The 25,741-nt window shown below is 62.3% G+C and carries 22 protein-coding genes and 2 pseudogenes; 10 read left to right on the top strand and 14 right to left on the bottom strand.

Annotated features, from left to right (window positions below):
• Positions 1–69: 69 nt before the first annotated feature.
• A complete protein-coding gene (locus tag ACSQ25_RS02875; protein WP_436104208.1) occupies positions 70–1,395 on the bottom strand; it encodes an aspartate aminotransferase family protein in 1,326 nt (441 codons plus the stop codon).
• Between the two features lie 115 nt (positions 1,396–1,510).
• Here ACSQ25_RS02875 and ACSQ25_RS02870 point away from each other — a divergent pair, with 115 nt between their 5' ends.
• Positions 1,511–2,065 carry a carboxymuconolactone decarboxylase family protein gene (locus ACSQ25_RS02870; RefSeq protein WP_436104207.1) on the top strand — a complete coding sequence of 185 codons (555 nt, stop codon included), beginning with the start codon at positions 1,511–1,513 and terminating at the stop codon, positions 2,063–2,065.
• A gap of 8 nt (positions 2,066–2,073) precedes the next feature.
• Here the strand turns inward: ACSQ25_RS02870 and ACSQ25_RS02865 are convergent, their stop codons facing one another.
• From ACSQ25_RS02865 to ACSQ25_RS02855, 3 genes are read right to left on the bottom strand one after another with little or no spacing between them, the layout of a single operon-like run.
• Positions 2,074–2,922, bottom strand: a complete 849-nt coding sequence (locus ACSQ25_RS02865; RefSeq protein ID WP_436104206.1) for a fumarylacetoacetate hydrolase family protein — start codon at positions 2,920–2,922, stop codon at positions 2,074–2,076.
• A 43-nt stretch (positions 2,923–2,965) separates the two neighbouring features.
• Positions 2,966–3,319 carry a c-type cytochrome gene (locus ACSQ25_RS02860; protein ID WP_436104205.1) on the bottom strand — a complete coding sequence of 118 codons (354 nt, stop codon included), beginning with the start codon at positions 3,317–3,319 and terminating at the stop codon, positions 2,966–2,968.
• Positions 3,316–3,864, bottom strand: a complete 549-nt coding sequence (locus ACSQ25_RS02855; RefSeq protein WP_436104204.1) for a c-type cytochrome — start codon at positions 3,862–3,864, stop codon at positions 3,316–3,318. The genes ACSQ25_RS02860 and ACSQ25_RS02855 overlap by 4 nt, the downstream gene beginning before the upstream one ends.
• 146 nt (positions 3,865–4,010) lie before the next feature.
• Here ACSQ25_RS02855 and ACSQ25_RS02850 point away from each other — a divergent pair, with 146 nt between their 5' ends.
• Genes ACSQ25_RS02850 through ACSQ25_RS02835 form a run of 4 tightly spaced genes read left to right on the top strand, consistent with a single transcriptional unit; the run spans position 4,011 to position 8,127 of the window.
• Positions 4,011–4,355, top strand: a complete 345-nt coding sequence (locus ACSQ25_RS02850; RefSeq protein WP_436104203.1) for a c-type cytochrome — start codon at positions 4,011–4,013, stop codon at positions 4,353–4,355.
• Positions 4,352–5,290 carry a cytochrome c oxidase subunit II gene (locus ACSQ25_RS02845; RefSeq protein WP_436104202.1) on the top strand — a complete coding sequence of 313 codons (939 nt, stop codon included), beginning with the start codon at positions 4,352–4,354 and terminating at the stop codon, positions 5,288–5,290. Before ACSQ25_RS02850 ends, ACSQ25_RS02845 begins: the two co-directional genes overlap by 4 nt.
• Positions 5,287–7,794 (top strand): cytochrome c oxidase subunit I, encoded by a 2,508-nt coding sequence (ctaD, locus tag ACSQ25_RS02840; RefSeq protein ID WP_436104201.1) that lies wholly within the window; start codon positions 5,287–5,289, stop codon positions 7,792–7,794. Before ACSQ25_RS02845 ends, ctaD begins: the two co-directional genes overlap by 4 nt.
• Before the next feature lie 3 nt (positions 7,795–7,797).
• Complete coding sequence (locus tag ACSQ25_RS02835; RefSeq protein WP_436104200.1) at positions 7,798–8,127, top strand: hypothetical protein; 330 nt, start codon at positions 7,798–7,800, stop codon at positions 8,125–8,127.
• A gap of 30 nt (positions 8,128–8,157) precedes the next feature.
• Here ACSQ25_RS02835 and ACSQ25_RS02830 read toward each other — a convergent pair whose 3' ends face one another.
• From ACSQ25_RS02830 to ACSQ25_RS02820, 3 genes and pseudogenes are all read right to left on the bottom strand, one after another.
• On the bottom strand, positions 8,158–9,477 hold the full coding sequence (locus tag ACSQ25_RS02830) for a PQQ-dependent sugar dehydrogenase (protein WP_436104199.1): 1,320 nt from the start codon (positions 9,475–9,477) through the stop codon (positions 8,158–8,160).
• Between the two features lie 97 nt (positions 9,478–9,574).
• Complete coding sequence (locus ACSQ25_RS02825; RefSeq protein ID WP_436104198.1) at positions 9,575–10,861, bottom strand: MFS transporter; 1,287 nt, start codon at positions 10,859–10,861, stop codon at positions 9,575–9,577.
• 20 nt (positions 10,862–10,881) lie between these two features.
• A pseudogene (locus ACSQ25_RS02820) lies at positions 10,882–11,883 on the bottom strand (KamA family radical SAM protein); the annotation flags it as partial.
• Positions 11,884–11,899: 16 nt separating this feature from the next.
• On the opposite strand from ACSQ25_RS02820, the gene ACSQ25_RS02815 reads away from it, so the two are divergent.
• Positions 11,900–13,570, top strand: coding sequence for a recombinase family protein (locus ACSQ25_RS02815; protein ID WP_436104197.1), 1,671 nt, complete (start codon positions 11,900–11,902; stop codon positions 13,568–13,570).
• 222 nt (positions 13,571–13,792) lie between these two features.
• On the opposite strand, the gene ACSQ25_RS02810 is transcribed toward ACSQ25_RS02815, so the two are convergent.
• Positions 13,793–14,215, bottom strand: coding sequence for a hypothetical protein (locus tag ACSQ25_RS02810; RefSeq protein ID WP_436104196.1), 423 nt, complete (start codon positions 14,213–14,215; stop codon positions 13,793–13,795).
• A 452-nt stretch (positions 14,216–14,667) separates the two neighbouring features.
• Between ACSQ25_RS02810 and ACSQ25_RS02805 the strand changes: the two genes are divergently transcribed.
• On the top strand, positions 14,668–14,907 hold the full coding sequence (locus tag ACSQ25_RS02805; protein ID WP_436104195.1) for a hypothetical protein: 240 nt from the start codon (positions 14,668–14,670) through the stop codon (positions 14,905–14,907).
• Positions 14,908–14,961: 54 nt separating this feature from the next.
• Here the strand turns inward: ACSQ25_RS02805 and ACSQ25_RS02800 are convergent, their stop codons facing one another.
• Positions 14,962–15,537 carry a recombinase family protein gene (locus tag ACSQ25_RS02800; protein ID WP_436104194.1) on the bottom strand — a complete coding sequence of 192 codons (576 nt, stop codon included), beginning with the start codon at positions 15,535–15,537 and terminating at the stop codon, positions 14,962–14,964.
• Between the two features lie 479 nt (positions 15,538–16,016).
• On the opposite strand from ACSQ25_RS02800, the gene ACSQ25_RS02795 reads away from it, so the two are divergent.
• Positions 16,017–16,472 carry a hypothetical protein gene (locus ACSQ25_RS02795; protein ID WP_436104193.1) on the top strand — a complete coding sequence of 152 codons (456 nt, stop codon included), beginning with the start codon at positions 16,017–16,019 and terminating at the stop codon, positions 16,470–16,472.
• Between the two features lie 367 nt (positions 16,473–16,839).
• Here ACSQ25_RS02795 and ACSQ25_RS02790 read toward each other — a convergent pair whose 3' ends face one another.
• The 5 genes and pseudogenes from ACSQ25_RS02790 to ACSQ25_RS02770 all read right to left on the bottom strand — a co-directional run bounded on the left by ACSQ25_RS02790 (position 16,840) and on the right by ACSQ25_RS02770 (position 23,369).
• Positions 16,840–17,550, bottom strand: coding sequence for a hypothetical protein (locus tag ACSQ25_RS02790; protein WP_436104192.1), 711 nt, complete (start codon positions 17,548–17,550; stop codon positions 16,840–16,842).
• A 127-nt stretch (positions 17,551–17,677) separates the two neighbouring features.
• Positions 17,678–19,039 carry a primase-helicase family protein gene (locus ACSQ25_RS02785; RefSeq protein ID WP_436104191.1) on the bottom strand — a complete coding sequence of 454 codons (1,362 nt, stop codon included), beginning with the start codon at positions 19,037–19,039 and terminating at the stop codon, positions 17,678–17,680.
• 454 nt (positions 19,040–19,493) lie between these two features.
• Positions 19,494–19,910: a hypothetical protein gene (locus ACSQ25_RS02780; protein ID WP_436104190.1), complete on the bottom strand. Its 417-nt coding sequence runs from the start codon at positions 19,908–19,910 to the stop codon at positions 19,494–19,496.
• Positions 19,911–20,845: 935 nt separating this feature from the next.
• Positions 20,846–21,253 (bottom strand): annotated as a pseudogene (locus ACSQ25_RS02775) (lysine 2,3-aminomutase); the annotation flags it as partial.
• A 148-nt stretch (positions 21,254–21,401) separates the two neighbouring features.
• Positions 21,402–23,369 (bottom strand): acyltransferase family protein, encoded by a 1,968-nt coding sequence (locus ACSQ25_RS02770; RefSeq protein ID WP_436104189.1) that lies wholly within the window; start codon positions 23,367–23,369, stop codon positions 21,402–21,404.
• Between the two features lie 201 nt (positions 23,370–23,570).
• Between ACSQ25_RS02770 and ACSQ25_RS02765 the strand changes: the two genes are divergently transcribed.
• Positions 23,571–24,026: a cache domain-containing protein gene (locus ACSQ25_RS02765; RefSeq protein WP_436104188.1), complete on the top strand. Its 456-nt coding sequence runs from the start codon at positions 23,571–23,573 to the stop codon at positions 24,024–24,026.
• 27 nt (positions 24,027–24,053) lie between these two features.
• Positions 24,054–25,739 carry a methyl-accepting chemotaxis protein gene (locus ACSQ25_RS02760; protein WP_436104187.1) on the top strand — a complete coding sequence of 562 codons (1,686 nt, stop codon included), beginning with the start codon at positions 24,054–24,056 and terminating at the stop codon, positions 25,737–25,739.
• Positions 25,740–25,741 lie beyond the last annotated feature (2 nt).

Raw genomic sequence — 25,741 nt, 5'->3', positions numbered from 1 at the left:
CGCTGATTGAACGCGCGGACGGCAATCCGCGCTGCAGATCGTTCGAACGATGGGGTGGAGCCGTCCACCCTACATATGAAGCGCCGCCTCCACCGCATCCGCCAGCCTTGACACGATCTCCGACAGATCCGCCGCCGTCGCAATGAACGGCGGCGCCAGCAGCACGTGATCCCCATACTGTCCGTCGATCGTCCCGCCCATCGGGTACACCATCAGCCCGTTCTCCATCGCCTTGGCCTTGATCGCCGCATGCAGCTTGCGCTCCGGCGCGAACGGCGCTTTTGTTGCGCGGTCCTGCACGAATTCCAGCGCCAGGAACATCCCGCGTCCGCGGATGTCGCCCACGTGCTCGTGCACCCCGAAGACGTCGCCCAGCATGCGCCGCAGCGTGGCGCCGTGGCTGCGCACGCGCCCGAGCAGATCGTCGCGCTCGATCACCTTCTGCACCTCCAGCGCGGCGGCGGCGGCCACCGGATGGCCGATGTAGGTGTGCCCGTGCTGGAACACGCCGCTGCCGCCGCGCAGGCAGTCGACGATGGTCTGGTGCGCCAGCACCGCGCCGATCGGCTGGTAGCCGGCGCCCAGGCCCTTGGCGATCGCGATGATGTCCGGCGCCACGCCGTCCTGCTCGATCGCGTACATGGTGCCGGTGCGGCCCATCCCGCACATCACCTCGTCGGCGATGAACAGGATGCGGTAGCGGTCGCAGATGTCGCGCACGCCCTGGAAGTAGCCCGGCGTCGGGGGGATCGCGCCGCCGGTAGCACCCACCACCGGTTCGGCGACGAAAGCGATGATGTTCTCCGGCCCGGCCTCGAGGATCCGGGTTTCCAGCTCGTCGAGCAGGCCGGCGGTGTAGTCGTCCACGCTCTGGTGGGCGGCGCGGCCGCGGTATTCGTAGCAGGCCCCTACCCGCACCGTGTCCATCAGGAGCGGCGCGAAGGCCTTGCGGCGCCACTCGTTGCCGCCCACCGCCAGCGCGCCCAGAGTGTTGCCGTGGTAGCTCTGGCGCCGCGCCACGAACAGCCGGCGCTGCGCTTCGCCCGCCTCCACCCAGTACTGGCGCGCCAGCTTGAGCGCCGTCTCCATCGCTTCCGAGCCGCCCGAGACCAGGTAGACGCCGCCGATGTCCTGGGGCGCGCCGGCGATCAGGCGGTCCGCCAGCTCCTCGGCCACGTCGGTGGTGAAGAAAGAGGTGTGGGCATAGGCACAGCGGTCGATCTGGCGGTGCATGGCGGCGATCACGTCCGGGTGCCCGTGGCCCAGCGAGGACACGGCCGCACCGCCGCTGGCGTCGATGTAGACCCGGCCGGCCTTGTCGCGCATGCGGATACCATCGGCGGACACCGCGGTCGGCGGCACCTGGCGCAGGTTGCGGTGGAGGATATGGCTCATTGCGACTCCCTTCGTCAGAACAAGGATTTGACGATAAGCGTGTCGCGCGCCGGTTCTTTTGATTTTTAAAGAACGCTGTGCAATTATTTTCTAATTACAACATGCAAACCATTCCATGAGCGACCGACTCGGACCGATCGCGCCAGACGCCATGACCCCGGCCCAGCGCGCCGCGGCCCAGGCCATCATCGACGGGCCGCGCGGCGCGGTGTACGGGCCCTTCGTGCCGCTGCTGCGCAGCCCCGAGCTGATGGAATATGCCCAGCGCATGGGCGAATACCTGCGCTACCGCAGCGCGATCGGGGTGCGCCTGTCGGAACTGGCGATCCTGGTCACGGCGCGCCAGTGGAACCAGCAGGTGGAATGGGCGATCCACGCGCCGATCGCGGCCCAGGTGGGCATTCCGGCCTCCGTGATCCACGCGATCGCGCAGCGCCGGCGGCCCGCGGACATGCTGGTGGACGAAGCGGTGGTGCACGACTTCTGCGTCGAGCTGCATGAAAGGAAATCGGTATCGGACCGGGTGTACGCCGACGCGCTCGCGCTGTTCGGCGAGCAGGGGGTGGTCGATCTCATGGGGGTCAACGGGTACTACACCCTCCTGGCCATGGTGATGAACACGGCCAGGACGGCGGTGCCGGCGTCGAGCGCGGAACCGATGCCGGACTAGCTTGCGGCTTACTTGGGGAAGGCCACCACTTCCTGCTGCTGCTCCCCCAGACCCGCGATGCCGAGGCGCAGCTTGTCGCCTTTCTTGAGGAAGCGCTGCGGCGAGCGTCCCATGCCCACGCCCGGCGGGGTGCCGGTGGTGATGATGTCGCCCGGCTCCAGGGTCATGAAGCGCGACACGTAGCTGACGATTTGCGCCACCGTGAAGATCATGTTGGCGGTATTCCCGGTCTGCATGCGCTTCCCGTTCAGTTCCAGGTAGAGGTCGAGGTCCTGCACGTCGTAGATTTCGTCGCGGGTCACCAGGAAGGGACCGACCGGGCCGAAGGTGTCGCAACCCTTGCCCTTGTCCCACTGCGAGCCCAGCTCGAACTGGAAGGCGCGCTCGGACACGTCGTTGACCACGCAATAGCCGGCCACGTACTTGAGCGCCTCGTCTTCGCCGACGTATTGCGCGCGGGTGCCGATCACGACGCCCAGCTCGACTTCCCAGTCGGTCTTCTTCGAGCCCTTCGGCAGCTGGACCGGATCGTCCGGGCCGGACAGGCAGCTGATGGCCTTGGTGAAGAAGATCGGTTCCTTCGGCACCGTGGCGCCGGTCTCGGCGGCGTGGTCGGCATAGTTCATGCCGATGCCGATGAACTTGCCGACACCCTTGACCGGCACGCCCAGGCGCGGGTTGCCGCGCACCAGAGGCAGGGTCTTCCAGTCGGTCTTCGCCAGCTTGCGCAGTGCCTTGTCGTTCAGTTGCGACCCATCGATGTCGTCGATGATCCCGGACAGGTCGCGCAGGCGGCCTTCTTCGTCGAACAGGCCCGGCTTTTCCTTGCCGGGACGGCCATAGCGTACCAATCTCATTCTTGTCTTCCCCGTGTTGAACAGGGGGCGATGATACCAAAGCTCAGCGGGTCAGGAGGTAGGCGCTGATATCCAGGGCATCGCGCTCGCTCACGCCCATGTTCGGCATCGCGGTGTCGGGATCGACCGATTGCGGATCGCGGATCCAGCGCACCAGGCCGGCCTGGTCGGCCGGCAGCGCGCCCGCCAGCAGCTTGCGCCGCGCCATATCCGACAGGGGACGGCCGACGTAGACCTTCGATCCCGGCACGCCGGGAATCAGGTGGCAGGACTGGCAGGCATACTGCGTCACCGCGATCTTGCCGCGCTCCGGGTCGCCCTGCACGCCCACCGGCGGGCGCTTGGGCGAGCAGGCCGCCAGCGCCAGGACCATAGGCAGGATCGTCCAGGCTTTCATGGCACCGCTTTCTGCTCGGTCCACGCCCGATAGTCCCGCGCGCTCATCGCCGGCATCCGTGTGACGAAGGCCACCACCGCCCACAGCTCGTCCTCGCGCAGGTGGTATTCCCAGGCCGGCATGCCGCTCATCTTGATGCCGTTCTTCGTGACCCAGTACAGCTCGCGCGGCTCCCAGCGCTGGGTCGCATCCACCAGCGGGCCCGGAATCGGCTGCATGCTCATGCCGATGGTGGACTGGGCAAACCCGGGTCCGCCGTGGCACTGCGCGCACTTGTCGCGGTAGACCCGGGCGCCCAGGCGCAGCTGCTGCTCGCCTCCTAATCCAGACTTGGGCATCACGATGTCCTGTGCGTGATTGCGCACCGAATGCTTCATGCCCTCTTCCAGCACCGTGTACACGAAGGGGAAGTGCTGGGCCGTGGCCCCGAGGTTGTACCAGCCGCCGTACAGGACCGCGAGGCCGGCCGCTCCCGCGCTGACGCCCGCCGCCACCAGCGTCAGTACAGCGGTCTTCACGATCAGCCGGTGGCGGTTCGAGAGCATGGAAAGGGGTGCGTCCGATTGGGTTCGTTAAAAAAATTGCATCACTCTTTGTGTATTATAAAAGCCACCCCAACAATGTCGATTCCCCAAGCGTGCGCACCTGCCCTTCCCGCGATTCCGTCCGCCATACCCGAGGACTTGCCGGCATGATGCTGGCCGGCGCGGTGCTGCTCGGCGGGTGCAAGGAAGATCCACGTTCGATCGTCCCCGGCGGCGAGGTGCGGCAGGGCCTACGCCTGGTGACCCAGTACCAGTGCGGCGCCTGCCACACGATCCCGGGAGTGCAGGGCGCGGCCGGCCGGGAAGGCCCGGCGCTCGACCACATCGGCCGCCTGAGCTACATCGCCGGCGGCATCCCCAACCAGCCCGCCAACATGCTGCGCTGGCTGCGCGTGCCGCACGCCGTCAAGCCCGGCACCGAGATGCCGCCGATGGGCCTCACGGAACAGGAAGCGCGCCACATCGCAGCCTTCCTGTACACCCTCCGATGAGCACGACAACCAGCGCCCTGCACTCGGTCCTGCAACCGGCCGGCTGGGACGCCGCCATCATCAGCCAGTTCGCCTGGGTGATGTTCGGCGCCGGCGCCCTGATCTTCGCCGCCGTGATGGCGCTGCTGGCGCTCAGCCTGCGGCGCCGCGAACGGCCGGCACGCGCGCTGCTGTGGATCGGCGGCGGCGGCATCGCCTTCCCCGTCGTGGTCCTCACCGCGCTGCTGGCCTGGAGCACCTGGCGCAGCACCCAGCTGGCGCCGCAGTCCTCGCGCGATGCGCTGACCATTTCCGTGACCGCCAAGATGTGGTGGTGGGAAGTGCGCTACCACGACCCGGCGAGCGGACGCGAGATCGTCACCGCCAACGAGATCCACATCCCGACCGGGCGCGCGGTCTACCTCGGCCTGAATTCGGCCGACGTGATCCACAGCCTGTGGGTGCCCTCGCTGGCGGGAAAGCGCGACATGGTGCCGGGCCGGGTCACCGGCCTGACCCTGCGCGCCGACCAGCCCGGCATCTACCGCGGCCAGTGCGCCGAATACTGCGGCGCCCAGCATGCGCGGATGGCGCTGCACGTGGTGGCGTCCAGCCCGCAGGACTTCGCGGCCTGGCTGGCGCGCCAGGCCCAGCCGGCCCTGCCGGCGAACTCCCCGGTGCTCGAACGCGGCCGCAGAGTCTTCCTGGAACAGCGCTGCCAGGCCTGCCACACGATCCGCGGCGTGGCCGAAGGATCGCGCCTGGGTCCCGACCTGACCCACGTCGGCAGCCGCATGCACATCGGGGCCGGCCTGCTGCGCACCCACCGCGACACCCTGGGCGGCTGGATCGCCGACCCGCAGGCCGCCAAGCCCGGCGTCTTCATGCCCGGTTCGCCGGAACTCGACCGCGACACGCTGCGCGCCCTGGCCACCTACCTCGAGCACCTGAAATGAGTTTGCCCAGTTCACTCCCCCGTCCGGACGGCGAATTCGAGCGCCTCAAGGAAGTCTGGCGCACCCCCACCGGCTGGCGCTTCTTCAAGTCGGTGAATAACACCAGCATCGGCCTGCTCTACATCGGCACCGCGCTGCTGTTCTTCATCCTGGCCGGCATCCTGGCGCTGCTGATGCGGGTGCAGCTGGCCGTGCCCGACAACACCCTGCTCAGCCCGGACACTTACAACCAGGTCTTCACCATGCACGGCACGGTGATGATGTTCCTGTTCGCGATTCCCATCGTCGAGGCGATCGCGGTCTACCTGCTGCCGAACATGCTGGGCGCGCGCGACCTGCCCTTCCCGCGCCTCTCGGCCTACGCCTACTGGGCCTATGCCTTCGGCGGCCTGGCCTTCTTCTGCACCATCTTCGTCGGCCTGGCGCCGGACGGCGGCTGGTTCATGTACCCGCCCTACACGGGCAACCAGTATTCGCCCGGCCTGAACGCCGACTTCTGGCTGCTGGGGATCGGCTTCATCGAGATCTCGGCGATCGCCGGCGCGGTCGAGCTGATCGTCGGCATCCTGTTCACGCGCGCGCCCGGCATGACGCTGCGCCGCATGCCGGTGTATGCCTGGGCCATGCTGGTGGTGGCGGTGATGATCGTGTTCGCCTTCCCGGCGGTGATCGCCGGCACCGCCCTGCTGGAACTGGAACGCGCCTTCGACTGGCCCTTCTTCATCGCCGAGCGCGGCGGCGACCCGATCCTGTGGCAGCACCTGTTCTGGTTCTTCGGCCACCCCGAGGTCTACATCATCTTCCTGCCCGCCGCCGGCATGGTCTCGACCATGATCCCGACCATCGCCGCCACCCGGCTGGTGGGGCGGCGCGCCATCATCGTAGCCCTGGTCGGCGTCGGCTTCTTCAGCTTCGCGCTGTGGGCCCACCACATGTTTGCGGCGGGCCTGGGCGTGCTCGAGATGAGCTTCATCTCGGCGGCCAGCATGGCGGTGGCGATCCCGACCGGCATCCAGGTGTTCGCCTGGATCGCCACGCTGTGGAACGGGCGCGTGCAGATGCACTCCCCGGCGCTGTTCCTGATGGGCTTCATGTTCATCTTCGTGCTGGGCGGCCTGACCGGCGTGATGGTGGCGGTGATTCCCTTCGACTGGCAGGTGCACGACACGTATTTCATCGTGGCCCACCTGCACTACGTGCTGATCGGCGGGATGGTGTTCCCGGTGTTCGCGGCGATGTACTACTGGCTCCCGCTGATCAAGGGCCAGCCCCTGTCGGAAAAGATGGCGCGCTGGGTGTTCTGGCTGATGTTCGGCGGCTTCAACCTCGCCTTCTTCCCGATGCACATCACCGGCCTGGTCGGCATGCCGCGCCGGGTCTATACCTATGACGCCCAGCTCGGCTGGCAGCTGCTGAACATGCTGTCCACGGTCGGCGCCTTCGTGTTCGCCTTCGGCGTGCTGCTCTTCATCATCGACGCCGTGCGCACCCTGCGCCGGCCCGAGAAGGAAGTCGGCAATCCCTGGAATGCGCCGACGCTCGAATGGCTCACCTCGGAATCCTACGGCAACCGCAGCATCCCGCGCATCACCTCGGATGACCCGCTGTGGGACCAGCCGACCTTGTCGGAAGAAGTCGACCGCGGCCAGCACTACCTGCCCGGCACCGCCACCGGCCTGCGCGAGACCATCGCCACCAGCCCGGTCCAGGCCGAGCCGCGCTACCTGATGGTGCTGCCGGGCGACAGCTGGCTGCCGGTCATCGCGGCCCTCGGCACGGCCGGCTTCTTCCTGCTGCTGACGGTGAAGGCGATGCTGCTGGCCTGGCTGTTCGGCCTGATGGCGGTGGCCGGCACGGTGGCCTGGCTGTGGCAGTCGGACCGCAAGCCGCCGATCCTGCATGCCCGCGTCGCCGACGACCTGGTGCTGCCGGTGAACGCCAGGACCACGGCCTCGCAGTCGTGGTGGGGCACGATGGTCATGCTGGTGGTCGATGCCTGCATCTTCGCCTCCTTCGGCTACACCTATGTCCACGTGTCGATGCGCCTGCTGGTCTGCCCGCCGCCCGGCGCCGCCCTGCCGGACCTGCCCTGGCAGCTGGCCTCCGGCGGCCTGCTGCTGGCCGGTTCGGCGCTGATGCTGCTGGCGGTGCGCGCGCTCGGCAAGCGCCGCCTGCCCTGGCTGGTGCTGCTGGCATTGGGCTGCACCGCGGCCTCCTTCATGCTGGACCTGCGCGGCCACCAGTTCGCCGGGCTCGACCCGAGCGCCAGCGCCTGGGCCGCCGCGATCGGCGCGCTGCTCGGCTACCAAGGCCTGCACGTGGTAGTGCTGGCGATCGCCGGCCCCTACCTGTGCCTGCGAGCCTGGCGCGGCCATTTGGGAGAACACAGCCGCGCCACGCTCGACAACGTCGCCCTGCTCTGGCACTACACGACGCTGCAGGGCCTGGCCGGCATGGCGCTGGTGCAGGGCTTGCCGGCATTGATGCCGCTGCTGATGGAGTAAACCATGCACGACCATTTTTTCCGCCAGCTCGTGCGCGGCACCCTGCCCCTGCTGGTATGGGCTGCGCACTTCAGCTTCTGCTACCTGCTGGCGGCGGCCCAGTGCACCCCGGCCGCGATGCGCGCGGGCGGGCCGGACCGGCTGCTGCTGGGAGTCGCAAGCGGCGTGGCGCTGCTGCTGTGCCTGTGGCTGGCCTGGCGTGAGCGCGGCATCCTGCGCGATCCACAACATGCCGGGCTGCTGGACTGGGCGGCCGCACTCAGCGCCGTGCTGGCGCTGGTGGGAATCGTGTGGACCGGGCTGCCCTTGCTGCTCGTCGCAGGCTGTGCGTAGGGTGGGCGGGAGACCCGCCCACCCTACGATCTACTGGCCGGCCGGCGTGACGCGCCAGATCACATTCCCGACATCGTCGGCGACCAGGATCGCGCCCTGCTTGCTCACCGCCACGCCGACCGGACGGCCGAGCGCATCGCCATTCTTGTCCACGAAGCCCGTCAGGATGTCGACCGGCTTGCCGGCCGGCTTGCCCTCCTTGAACGGCACGTAGACCACGTTGTAGCCCGCCAGCGGCTTGCGGTTCCAGGAACCATGCTGGCCGATGATGGCGCCGTTCGCGAACTGGGGCAGCAGCGAACCGGTATAGAAGGCCAGCCCCAGCGCCGCCACGTGGGCACCGAGCGCATAGTCGGGTGCGATGGCCTTGGCTACCAGGTCCGGGCGCGGCGGCTTGACCCGCTCGTCCACGTGCTGGCCGTACCAGCTGTAGGGCCAGCCGTAGAAGCCGCCGTCCTTCACCGAAGTCAGGTAGTCCGGCACCAGGTCGCTGCCGATCTCGTCGCGCTCGTTCACGACGGTCCACAAGGCGCCGGTTTCGGGGTTCCAGGCCATGCCGTTCGGGTTGCGCAGGCCGGACGCGAACAGGCGGGTCTTGCCGCTGGCGATGTCCACTTCGAGGATGGCGGCGCGGTCGACCTCCTTGTCCATGCCGTTTTCGGCGACGTTGCTGTTCGAGCCCGAGGTGGCGTACAGCTTGCGGCCGTCCCGGCTGGCGATGATGTTCTTGGTCCAGTGGTGGTTCAGCGGGCCGCCCGGCAGCGGCGCCACCTGCTGCGCGCCCGCGGTGATCTCGGTGTCGCCTTCCTTGTAGGGGAAGCGCACGATGCCGTCGGTGTTCGCCACGTACAGCATGTCGCCGACCAGCGCCATGCCGAAGGGCGAATTCAGGCCCTTCAGGAAGACCTTCTTCAGCTCCGCCACGCCGTCGCCGTCGGCGTCGCGCAGCAGCGTGATGCGGTTCGCGCTCGGCACGCCGGCGCCGGCCTTCGCCATCACCTTGCCCATGACGTAGCCCCGGATGCCTTTCTTGTCTTCCGGACGTTCCGGCGCATTGCTCTCGGCAACCAGCACGTCGCCGTTGGGCAGCACGTGCAGCCAGCGTGGATGGTCGAGGCCGGAAGCCATGGCATTCACCGCCAGTCCGGCCGCCGCGACCGGCTTGCCGCCCTGCGGCCAGCCCTTGGCCGGGGCGATGTCCACGGTCGGGAACATGGACTTCTTCGGCGCCACCAGGGTCGGCTGCGGACCGACGTCGGCGCCGGGAGCCAGGGTGGATTTTTCGGCGCAGGCAGCGAGCAGCAGGAGCGTGGCGCCCGCCGACAGGCGAAGCAGAGTGTGGTCGCGCATGGTGTTCTCTCGGTAGGTACGGACGACGCCCGTTTTGCCGGCATACTAGCCAATCTGGCAATAGTGCGCCGTCCGTTACCGCAGAGAAAACCCAGCCTCAGGTGGGGACCGCCTGTACTTCCTCGACCACCCGCGTCGCTTTGCGCCGGCGCCGCCGCACGAAGCCGACCAGGCCCGGCAGTTGCACCAGCACAAGCATCGCGAAGGCCGCGCGGTAGGCCATGGCCGGGACCTGCCCCGCATCGTCGAGCGGCCACAGGCCGATCATCAGGCCGAAGCCGGCCTGCACCACGAAGGCGCCGATGAAGATCAACAGGTTCAGGCAGGTCGCCGCGCGCCCGGTCAGCTCGCGCGGCATCGATTGCGCGATGATGGCGTACTCGATCCCGGTGATGGTGCCGACCAGGGTGAACAGCACCGACAGCAGCTGGAAGCTGGGCTTGTAGCTGACGACGAAGCCGGCCTGCACCAGCAGGAAGACGGCGATGCCGGCGGCGGCGACGTCGAGCGGGGCGATGCCGCGCCGCCCGGCCCATTCGGTGATCATGCCCACCCCGATGGCGCCGAAGATCACCGCGGCCATGCCCATGTACAGCAGGTAGGCGACGGCGGCGTCGGGAAAGCGCGCCACGTCCGACAGCCAGCGTCCGATCCACAAGCCCTGGATGCCGAAGAACACCGCATGCGGGATCAGGACCAGCGAGGCCGTGGTGCGGAACACCGGCGCCCGGAACACTTCGCGCAGCGCCTGCCCCAGCGGGCCGCGCCTCGGCACCGATGCGCCTCCGCTCCCATCGTCGCGCGGGTACACGAGCGCGATCAGCAGGCCGCAGCAGGCGGTGAGCCCTGCCAGCATGACGAACAGGCCGCGCCAGTCGGTGTACTCGAGCACCAGGCGCACCGGCATGGTGGCGGTGGCCGCCCCCAGTCCCCCTACCGCGATCAGGTAGCCGTGCACCGAGGGCAGCTTGCTTGGGGTGATCCAGGTCGAGACTCCCTTGACCGCCGCCATGAAGCAGCCACCCAGGCCCAGGCCCATGACGGCGCGCGCCACCACCAGCTGGCCGAAGCCGCTGCCGCGCGAGAACAGCAGCGCGCCGATGGCGCCGACCAGCATCATCGTCAGCTGCACCTTGCGCGGCCCCCAGCGGTCGAGCGCGATGCCGACCGGCAGCTGGACCAGGGCGAAGGCGAAGAAGAAGGCGCTGGTGAGCAGTCCCAGCTCGGCCGGCGTGAGCGCGAGCGCGCCCACCAGGTCGGGGGCCAGCACCGCGTTCACGTTGCGCAGCAGTGTCGACAGGTAGTGTCCCAGCGCGAACGGCAGGAACACGTAGAAAAAAACCGCCACGCCGGACAGGCGTGGCGTGCTGGTCTGGTCCTGCATGGCCGGGCCCCGATCGGATCTCAGGCGGCGTCCTGGGTTGCGTTGCCGCGCAGCTGCCCGGCCGGCACCAGGGGGATGACGCGACCGCCGGGACCGTGCAGCGGACTGCCGCCCTCCTGCTCGAAGAAGAACTTGTCGCGTCCGAAAGCGGGCTTGAGGTGGTCGAGCCAGGTGGCGTCGGCATCGTACTTGGCGAAGAAGGGGCGGCGCACCCACTCCGGATTGCGCGCCTGCAGGAACTGCAGCGCGAACAGCTTCTCGCCGTTGATCGTCACCACGCCGTCGATCACCACCTTGCCCGGGAAGGCGCTCATCGAGGGACCGCGCACGGTGCGCGACAGGCCCGACACCATCGAGTAGGCCTCCTGGAAGATCTGGTGGGCGCGCGCCAGCGGCAGCGCGAAGTAGTCGCGCGGGCCGGTGTCGCGCTCGACGAACATGTAGTACGGGATGGCGCCCAGGCGCACGCCGGTGGTCCACAGTTCGGCCCAGCTCTTCGGGTCTTCGTTGATGTGGCGGATCAGCGGGCCCTGCATGCGCAGGGTGGCGCCGGTGCCGACGATGCGCTTGACCGCCTGCTGGGCTACGGACGCGCGCAGCTCCACCGCGTGGTTGTAGTGGCCCATGATGGCCAGGTTCTTCCCCGATCGAACGACTTTCTCGAACAGGCGCAGCAAATCGTCGCTGTCCTTGTCCGACACGTAGCGCTGCGGCCAGTAGGCCACCGACTTGGTGCCGATGCGGATGTTCTGGATGTGGGCCAGGTTCGGCTCCAGCAGCGGCTCGAGGAACTCGGCCAGCGAACGGGTATTCATGATCATCGGGTCGCCGCCGGTGATCAGGACGTCGGTGACGTCGGGATGGTTCTCGAGGTAGGACACCAGCTCGCTGCTTTCGCGGGCGTCGAACTTCATGTCGTCCATGCCGACGAACTGCGGCCAGCGGAAGCAGAAGGTGCAGTAAGCGTGGCAGGTCTGGCCCGAGCTCGGGAAGAACAGCACGGTCTCCTTGTACCTGTGCTGATACAATACGCCCATCATGAAAGCATATTCTTACGCCCGATTTTCAAGTGACGCCCAGCGGCACAACACATCCATTGATCGTCAGCAGACCTTAGCTCGCAAGTGGTGCGAGAAGAACAAGGTTGAGCTGTCTGATCGCGTGTTCGCGGATGAGGCGGTCTCAGGTTTCGACGGGTCAAATGTCAATACAGGCGCACTTGGTGAGTTCATTGCTGCTCGTGAGTCGGGCGAAATCCCACCCGGTAGTATCCTGATCTTAGAGCATTTGGACCGCTTAACGCGCATGGAGCCGTGGGACGCCGTAGGGCTGCTGCAACGGCTGCTAAAGCTTGAAGTTACCGTTGTCACTGTTCAGCCTGAGATGAGGCTCGACCCAGAAAAGCGGGACTCTATGCAACTTCTGCAAGCTGTTCTCTATCTGGACAACGCGCACAAGGAGAGCGCCCGTAAGAGCGAGATAGGTATCGGTAAGTGGGCAGATCGGTTTGCCGCTGCGAGAGCAACGGGACATCACATAGGCGGACGCGTTAGCAACTGGCTCACACTCGGGGACGACAAGCAGTACCACTTGAACGATCATGCTGATACCGTCCGTGAAATCTTCCGGCTCTGCCTTGAGGGATTGGGCAGCACGGCAATTTCCCAAGCTCTAAACGCAGAACCTGAACGGTTCAAGACCTTCAACAAAGGCAGTCGTTGGGGTACTACCGCAGTTCTTTCGATTCTTCAAAACCGTGCTGCCATAGGCGAGCTTGCACTAAAGGACGGTGGGGAGCCGATACAGAAGTACTTCCCGGCAGCAGTGGACGAAAACACGTTCAAGTCCGCACAAGCGATTATCGAGGCCCGCAAGACCGGCTCAATCCCGAAGCAGTCATCAGACTTTAATGTGTGGGGAAAACTTGTCTTCTGTGGGGCATGTGGTAGTCCCATGAACATCATTCATCGCACTAAGTTCCGTTACTTGATGTGCGCAAACCGCCGCTACGGTGCGTGTGAAGGCTCCAAGAACGTGCGGCTCGATGAAAGCGAAGATGTGCTTATGGCGATGCTGCTGCATCTGGACGCTATAAGCTTGGTCATGCCTGACCCTGACAAGCTACACCGAGAGTTGACTGTAGCAGAAGGGAACCTACTAGACGAACAGGTTAAGTTAGCGAAGTGGGCAGCAAAGCTTGAAGAGAACCCAGATTCTCCGACTTATGATGGCCTCGTCTTGAAAAGTGAAGGCAGAATCAGGGAGTTCAAGGCAGAGGTAGCGCGGCTAACAGGAATGCTGACAGGCGGCGAAAAGCTAACCCTACAAGAGATACGGGCAAAGCTCGACTTTACCGACAAACCTACTCGCAGGCGTGTGAACGCCTTCCTGCGTCGATTGGCGGTTCAAGTTCGTATCGCAGAGGGCTATCTGCTGACCCAGCATGACGTAGCCATAGCGATGTTTGCTGTAGCAAAGAACAAGATTGGGTTCATAGCGCTCGATAATGATATGAGCGAGCCGCCAGAGTCAGACGATATCGTTCTCACAGGTGGCAAGGGCGAGCTACCGGGTCTTGAACAAGCTAACACCATCGCATCAGGCGTCAAGAAGCGATTGCTGAAAGGTGGCATCGGCTCTAGCGCTAAGGGCATGTTGACCAATCCGAATGGCAGGGGTACACGGAGACAGAAATCCGTACCAGCGTAATTTTCAAAACCGTTTTTCCGGGACATGGCCTGTCGAACGATGGGCCAACAGTCCAGGCGAATATATCAGCGAGCGCTCCACCGTGTCTTAACCGCTACCGGCGTCGGTTTAGAAGCCCTTGTCAGGCCACGGAAATATCGATAGACGCGGCCAGAGAGGCCAACAGGGGGGGAAGGATAGGCTGGGGCTGAGAACGTCTCTACGAGGCTCTACAAATCCCAGTTACCTAGTCGGAGTAATCCGGCGCTTCGGTAGCTCAGCCGTTCCCGCTTCGTTGTCAATGAAGACTAGCCACGATTGCCGGTAGTCCACTACTTGCCCGGCTTCGCTCACAACTCGTTCGTACCCGGCAAGAGTCATTCTTCCATCGTTAGCCCATACGAGGCTCACGTCTTTCAGCTCGGCTCGGATCATCTCACCTTGCAGCAGTCGAGCCGTCTTGCAGGGGCGATGCAGGCCTTGATCGGTTACATCTGCAATGATGAGTAGACCGCGAGCACCAGCCGCATCACGTAACAAACGTCTGTCGATTTCGACGCCGTGATTCCTCATCTTGACGATACGAACCTGCATGCTTGCCATAATGAAATACTGTACATTTGTACAGTATATACGCACATCGCGACGCTGCTTTGTGTTTTTCACGAATTTCGTGCATGCTCATTTCAGCGATTCCTACAACAAATTGAGCGTAAGCAAAGTAGATGAGCCGCAGTACGTTTATCATTGACGCTCAGGGCAGTGCTGTGACAGCATTGAGGTTATGAACTTTGAATAGTTAGTAGCTAAGGAAATGAAAAGGCCCTTGTCCAAGACAAGGGCCTGAAAAGGTGAGTAGGTCAACGGTCGCCAAACCGCCCTACTCGTGTTTTGACCCCCGCTGTGGAAGCGAAAAATGGCAATGATAGTTGCCAAGAAGGGAGGATCAACAGCCTCGTAACCCTACGAGGAGGGCTTGGGACTGAGTTGCTGCAACCGAACCGTTTACACAACTTTTCGGTTGCGCGCAACTCATTCTAAGTCCGGTTGCAATCAAGTGCAATTGAAAAGTTTGTCCAATTGTGTTTTTTACTATAGCAATCTGACACGGAGTAAGTATGTCAAAAGCAAACATTCCGCCAGACGAGGCGGTTGATGGCGAGGCTATGTCCCCGCTCGATGTGAAGAAGCTCAGCGGCTCTTCATCTATCTTGGTCGTGCTAGCTGCGGTTGTGATGGGCGTAGCGGCTTGGCCGAAGGCATTTGAGGAGCATGTGCGGGGTGGACTTGTCGTCACGCTCTTAGTGATCCTGACACTAGCGTCTTGGGTGGCTGTCACTTGGATTCAATACGGCTGACCTGACAGGTCAGGTGGGCCGGGTGCTCTATGAGTATCCGGCCTTTTTTGTGGCTCAGGCGGCTTGCTTCTGGGCTTTGATAATTCGGTACACTGAAGCGATGCCTATTTCGCAGGCTTTCGCAATCTCTTCCTTGGTCAAGCCTTTATTGTGCAGCTTCAACACCTGCGCGGCCTTTGCTTGAGCCGTGGGAGCACGACCAGTGTATTTACCCTCGGCCTTAGCGGCAGCAATGCCTACCTTCTGTCGTTCCAGCATGTTTTCGCGTTCGAACTGAGCGATGGAGCTGAACAGGTTGAACGTCAAGCGGCCTTGGGGCGTGCTGGTGTCAACGTTCATGTCAAGAATCTGGATGGAAGCACCGGCAGCGGCTACAGCGGCTTCAATCTCGATCATGTGGATCATCGAGCGTGCTACGCGTGAGAGACTGGTGAAGACCAGGACATCTCCCTTCCCCAACTTCGCCAGCACCTTTGTAAACTCCACCCGGTCAGCCATCTTCACGCTGCTGATCTGTTCTTGATAAATCGTCTGATCGGTGCAGCCTGCTTCCTTCAACTTCGCTACTTGGTCTGCCAGTCCGGCTACCTGCTCGATCGTGCTCGTTCTTGCGTAGCCGTATTTGGTCATGTTGTTTGTCCTTTTTCACAAGAGTCTAGATGCAGTGATAATATCACTAGGGTCTAGAGATTGCAATCCGGTTGATAGGTTTTTGCTGAGTTCGCCTGAACTATCTTTCAACCCTGCCCTTGTGATATCGGACCCGATGCACCTCATCGCGTCAACATCTTCAATTTCTTATAGTCAACTTTATCGTTAGTCAACGAAGGGAAATGTTCTCGCAACGAGATTGTTAACTTTAAATCAACATGTTTCTAGTTTGCGGTGTGCGACTACCATAATTCGTGGATTTTAGGTGCAAATTGCAGTACGTAGCCGGATTCAAATTCATACCATTGGTTTCCATGCGGAAACAAAAATCAAACTCTTCAAACTTGGCAATGAGAAAATCAACGAATTCTCACATTTTCGTTGCGAGATTGTGTTGACATGTCCGGAATGGGCTTATAATTAGCACACGCTGATGAGGCACTTGACGGAAGGACGCAATGAACGAGTTTGAAAAGAACGTGATGCAGCAGATATCGCTGTTGGATGACGAGCTGAAGGGACTCACTGAGCGACGCAAGGTAGTTGAAGCGAAAATCGCGGGCTTGCGGATGTTCCTGTCTGCGTCAGCAGTACGATCTGAGGCCCTCGACATTTCTTTGGATGTTCAGGCTGCTTCAGTTCTGCCTGAGGCTCCAAAGGTTGCGGTCAAGGATAAGGTCGTTGAAGCTGCTTTGCGCATTTTGGCGGACGGAAAACCACGCCGTACAAATGATCTCGTGGCGGAATTCTTCCTCGATGGAATCGAGGTAGGCGGCACCAACAAAACCGCAACTGTCAGCAGCATCCTTAGTCGCGATCACCGATTCAAGGCAGATCGTACTCACGGATGGTCGCTGATAAAAAAAGAAAGCCCCGCTGGAAACGAGGCTTTCGATCTCCAACCCACGCCTTAAAGGCAACAGTGCAGAACTGTTTTTTGCAGAAAGGAGCTGCTTGTACTACTTAGGCACTGGAATGCCTAAGCGCGAGGTGATCAGGGGCGACCTTTTCACCGGGCGCAAGTGTCTTAGCGGACGACGGTAGTTTACGTCAACGTGCGCCTGCACGCAAGAATTAACAGCCCCTGTTGACAAATTGCAAGGGGTTCAAAATGTTTAACAACAAGGTTAAGTCTGTTTTCGTTCGCCAATACATGCGGTTTCGCTTCGGTAGGTACGAAAGTGTATGCCAGCACTGGCGGTCGCATCCGGGACAACTGAGTTTGTTCTAACTTGATGAGAGCCGCGTCATGAACTCATGGCGCGGCTTTTTTCATGCCCTTCAGAACGGATCGGGGGCAACAAGGCTCCGGTTGTGAGCTGCGATAGTGGCTTCGTATCGCTTGCGGTCTGACATCGCGATTTCAGCAAATGTACGCTCCCGGTCATGGTGGTCAGGTGTAACGCTGTAGCCGTAGGTTCGGGTCTTCAGTACGTATGGAACGAAAAGCCCATGCTGAGCCAGTTCTATAGTACGCAACATATCCAGGAGTGTCTTCTCGGTGCAGAAGACCAACCCCGCTTCGATGTAACGCTTGGCGTCCTTTTGCGATGGGTTCTTCTTGAAGCATACGATGTATCGTTGCCATCCGTGCTCTGCCTGAAGTGCCAGCATCTTAAACAAGCTATGGTTCCATGCGTGATCGAGTAGGACCCGAGGGCTGGTGCGGTAGAAGTGGTCAGTCAAGAAGTTGTATGTCTTCTCTCTGGCATCGTGCATCGTCCGCATGAATTCATCTTGCAGTGCTCGGTGCGAACTGGCCTTGTCAGGATGAAAATTCAGGGTCCCATTCTTCGCCTCGATGAAGGTGTAGCTGCGGCCTTGAGTAGCGAGGGCGTCGGGCCTGCCTTCCAGTTCAACGTTAGCTCCGTCTCGATACTGGCTTGGCAGGAGCGGTGAGAAGGTCTGGGTAGGTACTACGGGGACAGGCAACGTCGCGTAGAACGCGAGAGCTTGGCGTTCGGATGCCGAGATGGATGCTGCTATGTTCATGTGCTATCTCCTTTCAGGAGGACGGAACTACATATTGGAAGTAATAATTCGCAGTTCGTCCGTTTCGTCTGCTCCCCCTATGAGGGCGTCTGTTTTTCGTCTGTGTTTCGTCCGTTCCGCGTCCGTTCTAAAACGGCTCCTGCGGCTCTTGTGCAGCTAGAATCGCTTCGGCCTCATGTCGTCGCATGGCAACCGGGAACCACCAGCGGGTCCTATGCCCGTTCACGTCGAGCAATTCTTGTCGATATCCAGCGTAGGCCAGCAGTTCAGACAAGGCTTTGTTACTCGGCTTGTTCAGTCCGTTTTTTGAGAACGCGCCTCCCAGAGCGCCAGACTTCAGAACTTTCGTCGCATGCTCTTCAAGGAAGTCAGTAGTGAAAACCTGCTCCTGTGTGATCGACTTCGTTATCTGCTCACGTAGGGTTTCCGTCATCGGAGCCGACTTAGGGTTGAAGCCGTCTAGCGGATAGCGCATGAAGTAGTCGTGGATTGCCTCAAGAGCGCCTTCGTGTTTCAAGTCGTCCGAGAGCGGTTGAATCACGTTCCTCACTCGCTCCTTCCTGCCTTCGTCACCGCTCAGTCCTTGGGAGTAGCCAAGACGCTTCGGTATCCACCAACGGCGATCTGTATCGTCGATGTTCAGCGGTACTTCTTCATTGCTGGCAAGAATGAATCGCGTGTAGGTAGTGACCATCCCAGCGGCCAGACCTTTTTGCTCAAGCAGCACACGCTCTTCAGTCATGAGCGACTTCAACTGCGTTTGCGTATCAGCACGCCCTGATTTGCAGTCGTCCAACTGGACGAGGATCGTGCCATCCATGGCATTGGCAAACCTGCCGACGAGTTCAGAGTACTTCTTCACCAGCATGGTTTGCTTGCATAGCAGCGGCGTCAGGATCGAGTTGAAAAGGAAGCCTTTTCCGGTCCCCGTCTCGCTGAGCAACATGGGATGCCAGCTCGGGCGCACCTCAGGCTGCTGGAACATGTGAGCTAGGTATTGCGTGAACGTGTGGCGCTCGTCATGGTCAGGAAACATGCATTCCAACAGGGCCAAGAAGTGAGCGGACAGCTTGCAAGGCGGATGCTCCGGCACGAATTCCCGATACGTGTTCACGTAACGATGGCGCGTTCCTTTAGCGCGGACGATGGCAGGCCCCTTCGGCAAGAAGATCGTTCCGGTCACTGACTGGAGCCTATCTGCAAGGTAGTCTGGACTCGGAGCCGGTCTTACAGGCTGCTTACCCTGCTCCCGGCAAAAGTCTGCGAAGTCCCCACTGAGCCACGCCATCGGCAACGGTTCGTGTGGGGCGGCTCCCGAAATCACGCGGGGATATGGACTTGCTGCGTTGTACAGCTTCGCGTAGCCTGCGCTCGCAAGGTAGGCTTGATACTGTTTGATCAGCTCCCCCTGAGCGAAGGTGTACTGCTGTTGGGTACTGGGAGCGGTCGGTTCAGGTTCTTGTCTTACCGGCAGTGGTACTACTGTCATTCGCGTTCTCCGTTACTTGGTTGCCACTACTGGCTAGGGAAATGAGGTTCTCGATAATCTGGCTCCCGCTTCTATGCTGAGCTTTGGCAAGGCGCTCAAGGGCTTCCCAGGTCTTCGCAGGCAAGAAGACGTAGGAGCGCTCAAGGTGGACGCCGGAGATAGAGACAACTCTCTGGCGTCGAGTTTGCGGAATCGTTTGTGGTCTGATCATGTTGTTTGTCGTTTTCGGTTGTCTCAACGCCGAGAGGGCGAGTCTGCATCATTTCTGTATGGCTGCCTATGTTACGGAACGTACCTAAAATTCCCAGCACCTCGCCCCTCAGTCACGCAGCGACAAGGCAAAGGAAGGGCCTGTCGGGCGCAACGACTCAGATTTGAAGTGTGTTGTGGAGTGCAGCCAGCGGCAGTGCTGGGCTAGACGCGCGCCCTGCTCAGGCGGCTGAGGAGGGAGGTGTTACTGCTGGTTCAGCTTGGCTAGCTCTGCTTCGGCCTGCCTGCGCAACTTAGCGATTTCTTTTTCGTGAGCCGCGACAGCTTCTGTTACCTTTTTCTCTAGAGCTTCACGCGTTTGGCGCTCTACCAGAATCGCGGCTTCGTGTCTTACCGCTGCTTTGAACTCTGCTGCTTGGAGCGCTAGTGCGTGTTCATTCGACTCACGAGCCATATTGATCGCGATTTGGTCGGGGTTGCCTTGAACAAGGTAGAACGAAGCGTTACCGTTGTTGAACAACTCCACTGGACGATCTGGATGGAAGATCATCCCGGCGCGGATGTGCACCGATGCTTGAGCGAACGCAGGAAACGCGGGGCCGATGATGTGGAGGGAAGTTGGCATCGCGGCGGATGGATTAGTAGTGGTTGCTTGTGTCATGAAGATTTCCTTTTAGTTTGTGTTGGTGTTTGTGTTAGTGCTCAGGCCGCGTTGACGCACGTAATTCGCGACGTGCATACGATGCCACTCAAGACCGCTCGGGGTCCGAAGGCCCAAAGAGTTCAAGTGATTCGCCACCGTTCGAAGGGTGGAAAAGGGACGAAGCGTGGTGACGATGCCGTCAACGGTTTTATAGAAATCGGCGTCGCGTAGCGGCTTACCGAACTCGGGTACAGCTTTATGCATAGGCATAGGAATAGCCTCCTAAAGTTACAAGGTTAGAAAATGGGGATGGAAGTGATTCGAAAGGAATCGAGATCAGTAGCGCGGACAGGACAACGGAGTGGTACTGATACAACGATAATAACATACGACAACGATTTTGTCAAATTTCGGCCACTTTATTGCATGTTTGCCATTTACAATTCCCAAGAAGTATGAATCATACACCTTCAGCAAATACGCTGGGTATCATCGTACATACAGGTCCAGTTTCGTCGGGCTGGAGCCCTGAATTCTGCGAAATAAATGAAGAAGATGAACATCCGATTGCTCAGCACAGAGCGGATCGGCCACGCAGTCGGATTGAGCAGAATCCAGTAGTGTGTTCTGTCGTTATTTGTGCGGAGCGGTGGCCCTAGACATCACAAGAGCTAGCGTTGGGTTCCTGAGCAAGAGGACGTTCAACCGGAATCAAGCCAAGAACTTCCCAGATCACATACGTGTCGAATCCATACTCTTCAAGAAATCGCATTGCATACAAGATGCCATGCGTGCGTCGCAATTGTATGGCTGCACCTAAGAGGCGAGCATTGCGAAACTGATCCGATGATGGATGAGTAGTCATGTTTAAATTTTGACTTTGTGCCGCTCACTCTGCATTGATTTACGTCAAATAGTTGAGAACAAAAAAGAGACGTTTTACAGCAGCACAAGTACTTGTGCTGCAGGCCCTTGAGCGGGGCGTCGTTCACGCGCGGGACGTTGTGCGTCATCTGGCCGGCCGGATGCGGATTCATGCGCATGCGGATGCCGTGCACCAGCTTCGCAATGGCCGTCTCGTCCTTCTTGTACAGCACCAGCTCGCGCAGCTGCTCGTACTCGTTCGAGGGCAGCATGTCGCGGTGCGGGAAGGTGAGCCGGTAGATCGGATCGTCCGGCACCTTGTCCCAGTCGATCAGCTCCTCCAGTACGTAGGCGTTCACGCGGAACGGCAGCACATGGGACACCACCTGCACCGCTTCCTGCAACTCCGGCGTCATCCATTGCCACTGGCGCGCCAGGTGGATCGTCTGCCGGGTATAGGGCTTGAACTTGGAGGGAGTCGATTCGGTCGTGATCACGGGAGTTCTCCAGGAAACGAGGGATGGAAATATCCGGCGGGGGTAAAACATTGCCGGTAAGAATTCATCTTACGTTGCGGAAATCGGCCCGGAATTGCCGTCAATCAATCAGACAGTTCCTATGGTGGGGGTTAGCACAAGAGGAGCATTATTTGGTCGCGCGCCGGCGCATCCATTCGGCGAAGTGCCTGCCGACCAGCAGGTCGCCGTCGTAGCTCAGGTGGTTGGCGTCGCGGTACATCAGGCGTCCGTCGATCATGGCGCGGCAGCTGCTGTCGTCGCACAGCGCGGCGGACGAATCGAACCAGGCGATCTGCGGGAATTCGCGGGCGAAGCCGCCCAGGATCTCGCGGTGCTGCCTGATCTGCTGTTCCCATTCGGCGCGCGTGATCGCGCAGGGCACGCGGGTGGCCGACGAAGCGACCCCGGCGCGCTTGATGCACGAACGCGGGTCGAAGCCGATGATCGGCACGTCGTTCATGAAGATCACGCGCTTGCCGGCGGCGGTGAAGCGGCGGAAGGTCTCGCGCGCCGCATCCACCCAGACGCGCTGCTCGGGACCGGGGCCGAAGCGCAGGTGGGTCGAGAACACCACGGTCTTCACCGAAGGCATGCCGAGGGCCAGTTCCAGCATCGGCTGGGTGGCTTGCTGGTAGGGGTCGCCCTGCGGGTCGAGGCCCCAGTAGGGATGGCGGGTGCCCAGCATCAGGAGGTTGTCGCCGATGCCGCTGTAATACTTCGTCAGGCCGGCAACCACGTGGTAGGCGTGGCTGTCGCCCAGCAGCACCACGGTCGGATCCTTCGCCGCGTCGGCCAGCAGGCAGTATTCATAGGACGAGTCGAAGCCATAGCGCTTCTTGCAGGCCTCGGCATTGGCCCTGTCCTCGACCACCACCAAGGCCTTCTGGTTGGCCAGGTTGTCCTGCACCGGCTTGCGGCCCGGCAGGCCTTCGTTCAGGTAGATATATCCGCCTGTGGCAGCGCAGGCGGCCATCAGCGCGCACAGTGCCGCGAGCTTGCCGCGGCCGGCGCCGGGGCCGCCGCGCAGCGGGCGCTCGACCACCCGCCAGGTGAGCCAGGCCAGCAGGAGCGCGAGCAGCAGCGCACCCGCGCGGATGGCCGGCGCCGGCTCGCGCGACTCGATGATCTGGGCGAAGGACAGCAGCGGCCAATGCCACAGGTAGAGCGGATAGCTGATCAGGCCGATCCAGACCATGGGGCGGCTCGACAGCACGACCCGGTTGAACCAGGCCTGCGGTCCGGCGCCGATGAGCAGCAGCGCACCGAGCGCGGGCAGCAGTGCGAACCATCCCGGGAACTGGTCCTTGCGCGTGATCAGCGCCAGCCCGGCGGCCAGCAGGACGACACCCAGCCAGGCAAGCAGATTGGGAGCGACGCGCGGCAGCCCCACAGACCTGGCGGCCGGACGCGCGTGCAGGCAGGCCAGGCCGGCGCCCAGCAGCAATTCCCAGGCGCGGCTGGCCGGGGAATAGAAGGTGGCGCTGGCGTAGTGGACGATGCCGCCGACGTTGACGGCAAACGAAGCCAGCGCCAGCAAGGCCGCGACCGCGAACAGCTTGGCCCGCAAGCGCCAGCCCAGCAGCAGGATGATCGGCCACAGGATGTAGAACTGTTCCTCGATGCCGAGCGACCACAGATGCAGCAGCGGCTTGGTGTCGGCCGCGGTGTCGAAGTAGCCGACCTGGGCCCAATAGAAGAAGTTGGCGGCGAAGCCGGCGCCGCCGACCACGTGCTTGCCGAGCTGCTGGTACTCGTCCGGGAACAGGGCCAGCCAGCCGAAGGCGAGGCAGGACCCCAGCACCAGCACCAGGGCCGGGAAGATGCGCCGCACCCGGCGCGCGTAGAAGCCGGCGAAGCTGAAGCTGCCCCCCTCCAGCTCGCGCAGCAGGATGCTCGAGATCAGAAAGCCGGAGATGACGAAGAAGACGTCGACGCCGATGAAACCGCCCCGCAGCACCGACGGGAAGGCGTGGAACAGCAGCACCGACAGCACGGCGACGGCGCGCAGGCCGTCGATGTCGCGGCGGTAGGCCAGGTGGGCCGCAGGCGCCGTTGCCGGCCCGTCCTCGAAGGGAATCTGTTTCTCTAGCTTCATGCCAACCCGCCAACGAAACTGCCGATTCTACATGAGATGATTGCAATAAAACAACTTTTTTACCTTAAATCCAACACTGCTTCCCACCCTTGGTACGCAATGCAATTGCGCCACCGCAATCCCTGCCATTTCCACCCCGGTACATTTGCCAATGCACTTTAGCAATATTGGTCCCAGAAAATTCCACTCGAGGAGTCAACAATGAAACTGTTCGCACCTACCGCCGCCCTGTGCCTGGCCATCGCCGCCGCCCCCGTCCTCGCCAGTGGCCCGACCGAGAAAGACGCCATCGCGATGGTCGAGCGCGGTGTTGCCCTGGTCAAGGCCAAGGGCAAGGACGAAATGATGAAGAAGATCAACGCCAAGGATGCGGACTACGTCCAGGGCGAGCTGTACATGGATATTCGCGACCTGAAGACCGGCATCGTGCTGGCCCATCCCTATAACCCTTCGATCGTCGGCAAGGACCTGACCGACGTGCCTGACGCGAACGGCAAGAAATACCGCCGCGAGATCATCGAACTGGCTGCCGCCAAGGGCAAGGGCTGGGTCGACTACCAGTACAAGAACCCGACCAGCGGCAAGATCGAGCCGAAGACCACCTTCGTCCAGCGGGTCGACGACGTGGTGCTCGAAGTCGGCATCTACAAGAAATAAGCTTCCCGTCCACGCCCGGAGCCAAGCATGCTGAACAAACTACGGATCGGCCCGAAACTGCTGCTTGCCCCGGGCCTGGTACTGGTGCTGCTGACGATGCTGTCGGCGGCCGCCTATTACGGCATGGTGCGCCAGAACGCCTCGCTCGAGCACATGGTGCAGGTACGCGCCGCGCGCCTGCAGGCCGTGGCCGACGTGGCGGGCGAGGCGCGCTTCGCCCATGCCAACATCTACCAGTTGCTGGCCTGGGTGAACGGCAGCTTCGCCCAGAGCCGCCTGGCCGCCCTGACCGCCGACATCCACAAGAAGCACGCGGCGATCGGGACCAGGCTGGGCGACCTGGCGAAACTGGCGGAGCCGAGCGAGCGCGCGCCGATCGAAGCCTCGCTGACGGCGCTGGCGAGCTACCGCAAGATGGTGAGCGAGACCATCGAGCTGGCCCAGGTCGACCAGTCGATCGCCACCAATTCGATGCAGAAGGCAGAGAAGCAGTTCGTGGCGCTCGACAGCGGCTTGCAGAACCTGGCGGCGCTGGAAAAGAAGCTGAGCGTGGAAGCCCACGCCGCCGCCAAGGCCGAATTCCGCTCGCTCGGCATCACCATGGCCGGCCTGGTGCTGCTGTCGATCGGCCTGTCGCTGATGGTGACGATGCTGGTGCGGCGCGCCATGCTGGCCGACATCCGCTCGATCGCCACGGTAGTGAACGACCTGGCCGACGGCCGCCTGCGCGCTTCCGGCACAGCGGGCGGCGGGCGCGACGAAATCGCCGACACCTCGCGCGCGCTCGACCACAGCATTACGCGCCTGGACGGCGCCCTGCGCAGCATATTGAGCTCGGTGCGCTCGATCGACACCGCGTCGAAGGAGATCGCCAGCGGCAACCTGGACCTGTCGACCCGCACCGAACTGCAGGCCGGCTCGCTCGAGCAGACCGCCAGCACCATGGAAGAACTGACCACCGCGGTCAAGGAGAACGCCAACAATGCGCGCCTCGCCTCCAACCTGGCGGCCGAGGCGCAGCAGCTGGCCTCGAACGGCGGCCAGGCGGTCGGCCGCGCGGTGGCGACGATGGAATCGATCCAGGCCAGCTCGCGCAAGATCGTCGAGATCACCGGCGTGATCGACGGCATCTCGTTCCAGACCAACCTGCTGGCCCTGAACGCCGCGGTGGAAGCGGCGCGCGCCGGCGAGCAGGGACGCGGCTTCGCGGTGGTGGCGGCGGAAGTGCGCACCCTGGCGCAGCGCTCGGCGGCGGCGGCGCGCGAGATCAAGGCCCTGATTGCCGACTCGGTAAAGATCATCGAGGACGGCAGCGCCTCGGTGAGCGAGGCCGGCGCCAGCATGGGCGACATCGTCGCCTCGGTGAAGCAGGTGAACGACATCATCGGCCGCATCAGCATCGCCAGCACCGAGCAGGCCGACGGCATCGCCGAAGTGAACAAGGCGGTCGGCCAGATGGACGGCATGACCCAGCAGAACGCGGCGCTGGTGGAAGAAGCCGCCGCCGCCGCCGAAAGCCTGCACGAACAGACCGTCAACCTGGCCAAGGCGGTCTCGATCTTCAAGTTCGACGGCATCGAGGCCCCGGCGATCGAGGAAGAAGACGGCGACCAAGGCTTCCACGGCCTGCAGGAGCGGCGCGCACCCGGCAGCGCGATGCGCGGGCGCGCGGTCGCGGCCCTGCCTGCGGCCGCAAGCCGGCGCTGCGCGTGAGG

The organism is Massilia sp. LjRoot122 (genome assembly GCF_964252725.1).
GTDB lineage: Bacteria > Pseudomonadota > Gammaproteobacteria > Burkholderiales > Burkholderiaceae_D > Telluria.
This window is presented reverse-complemented; position numbering and strand designations above follow the sequence as displayed.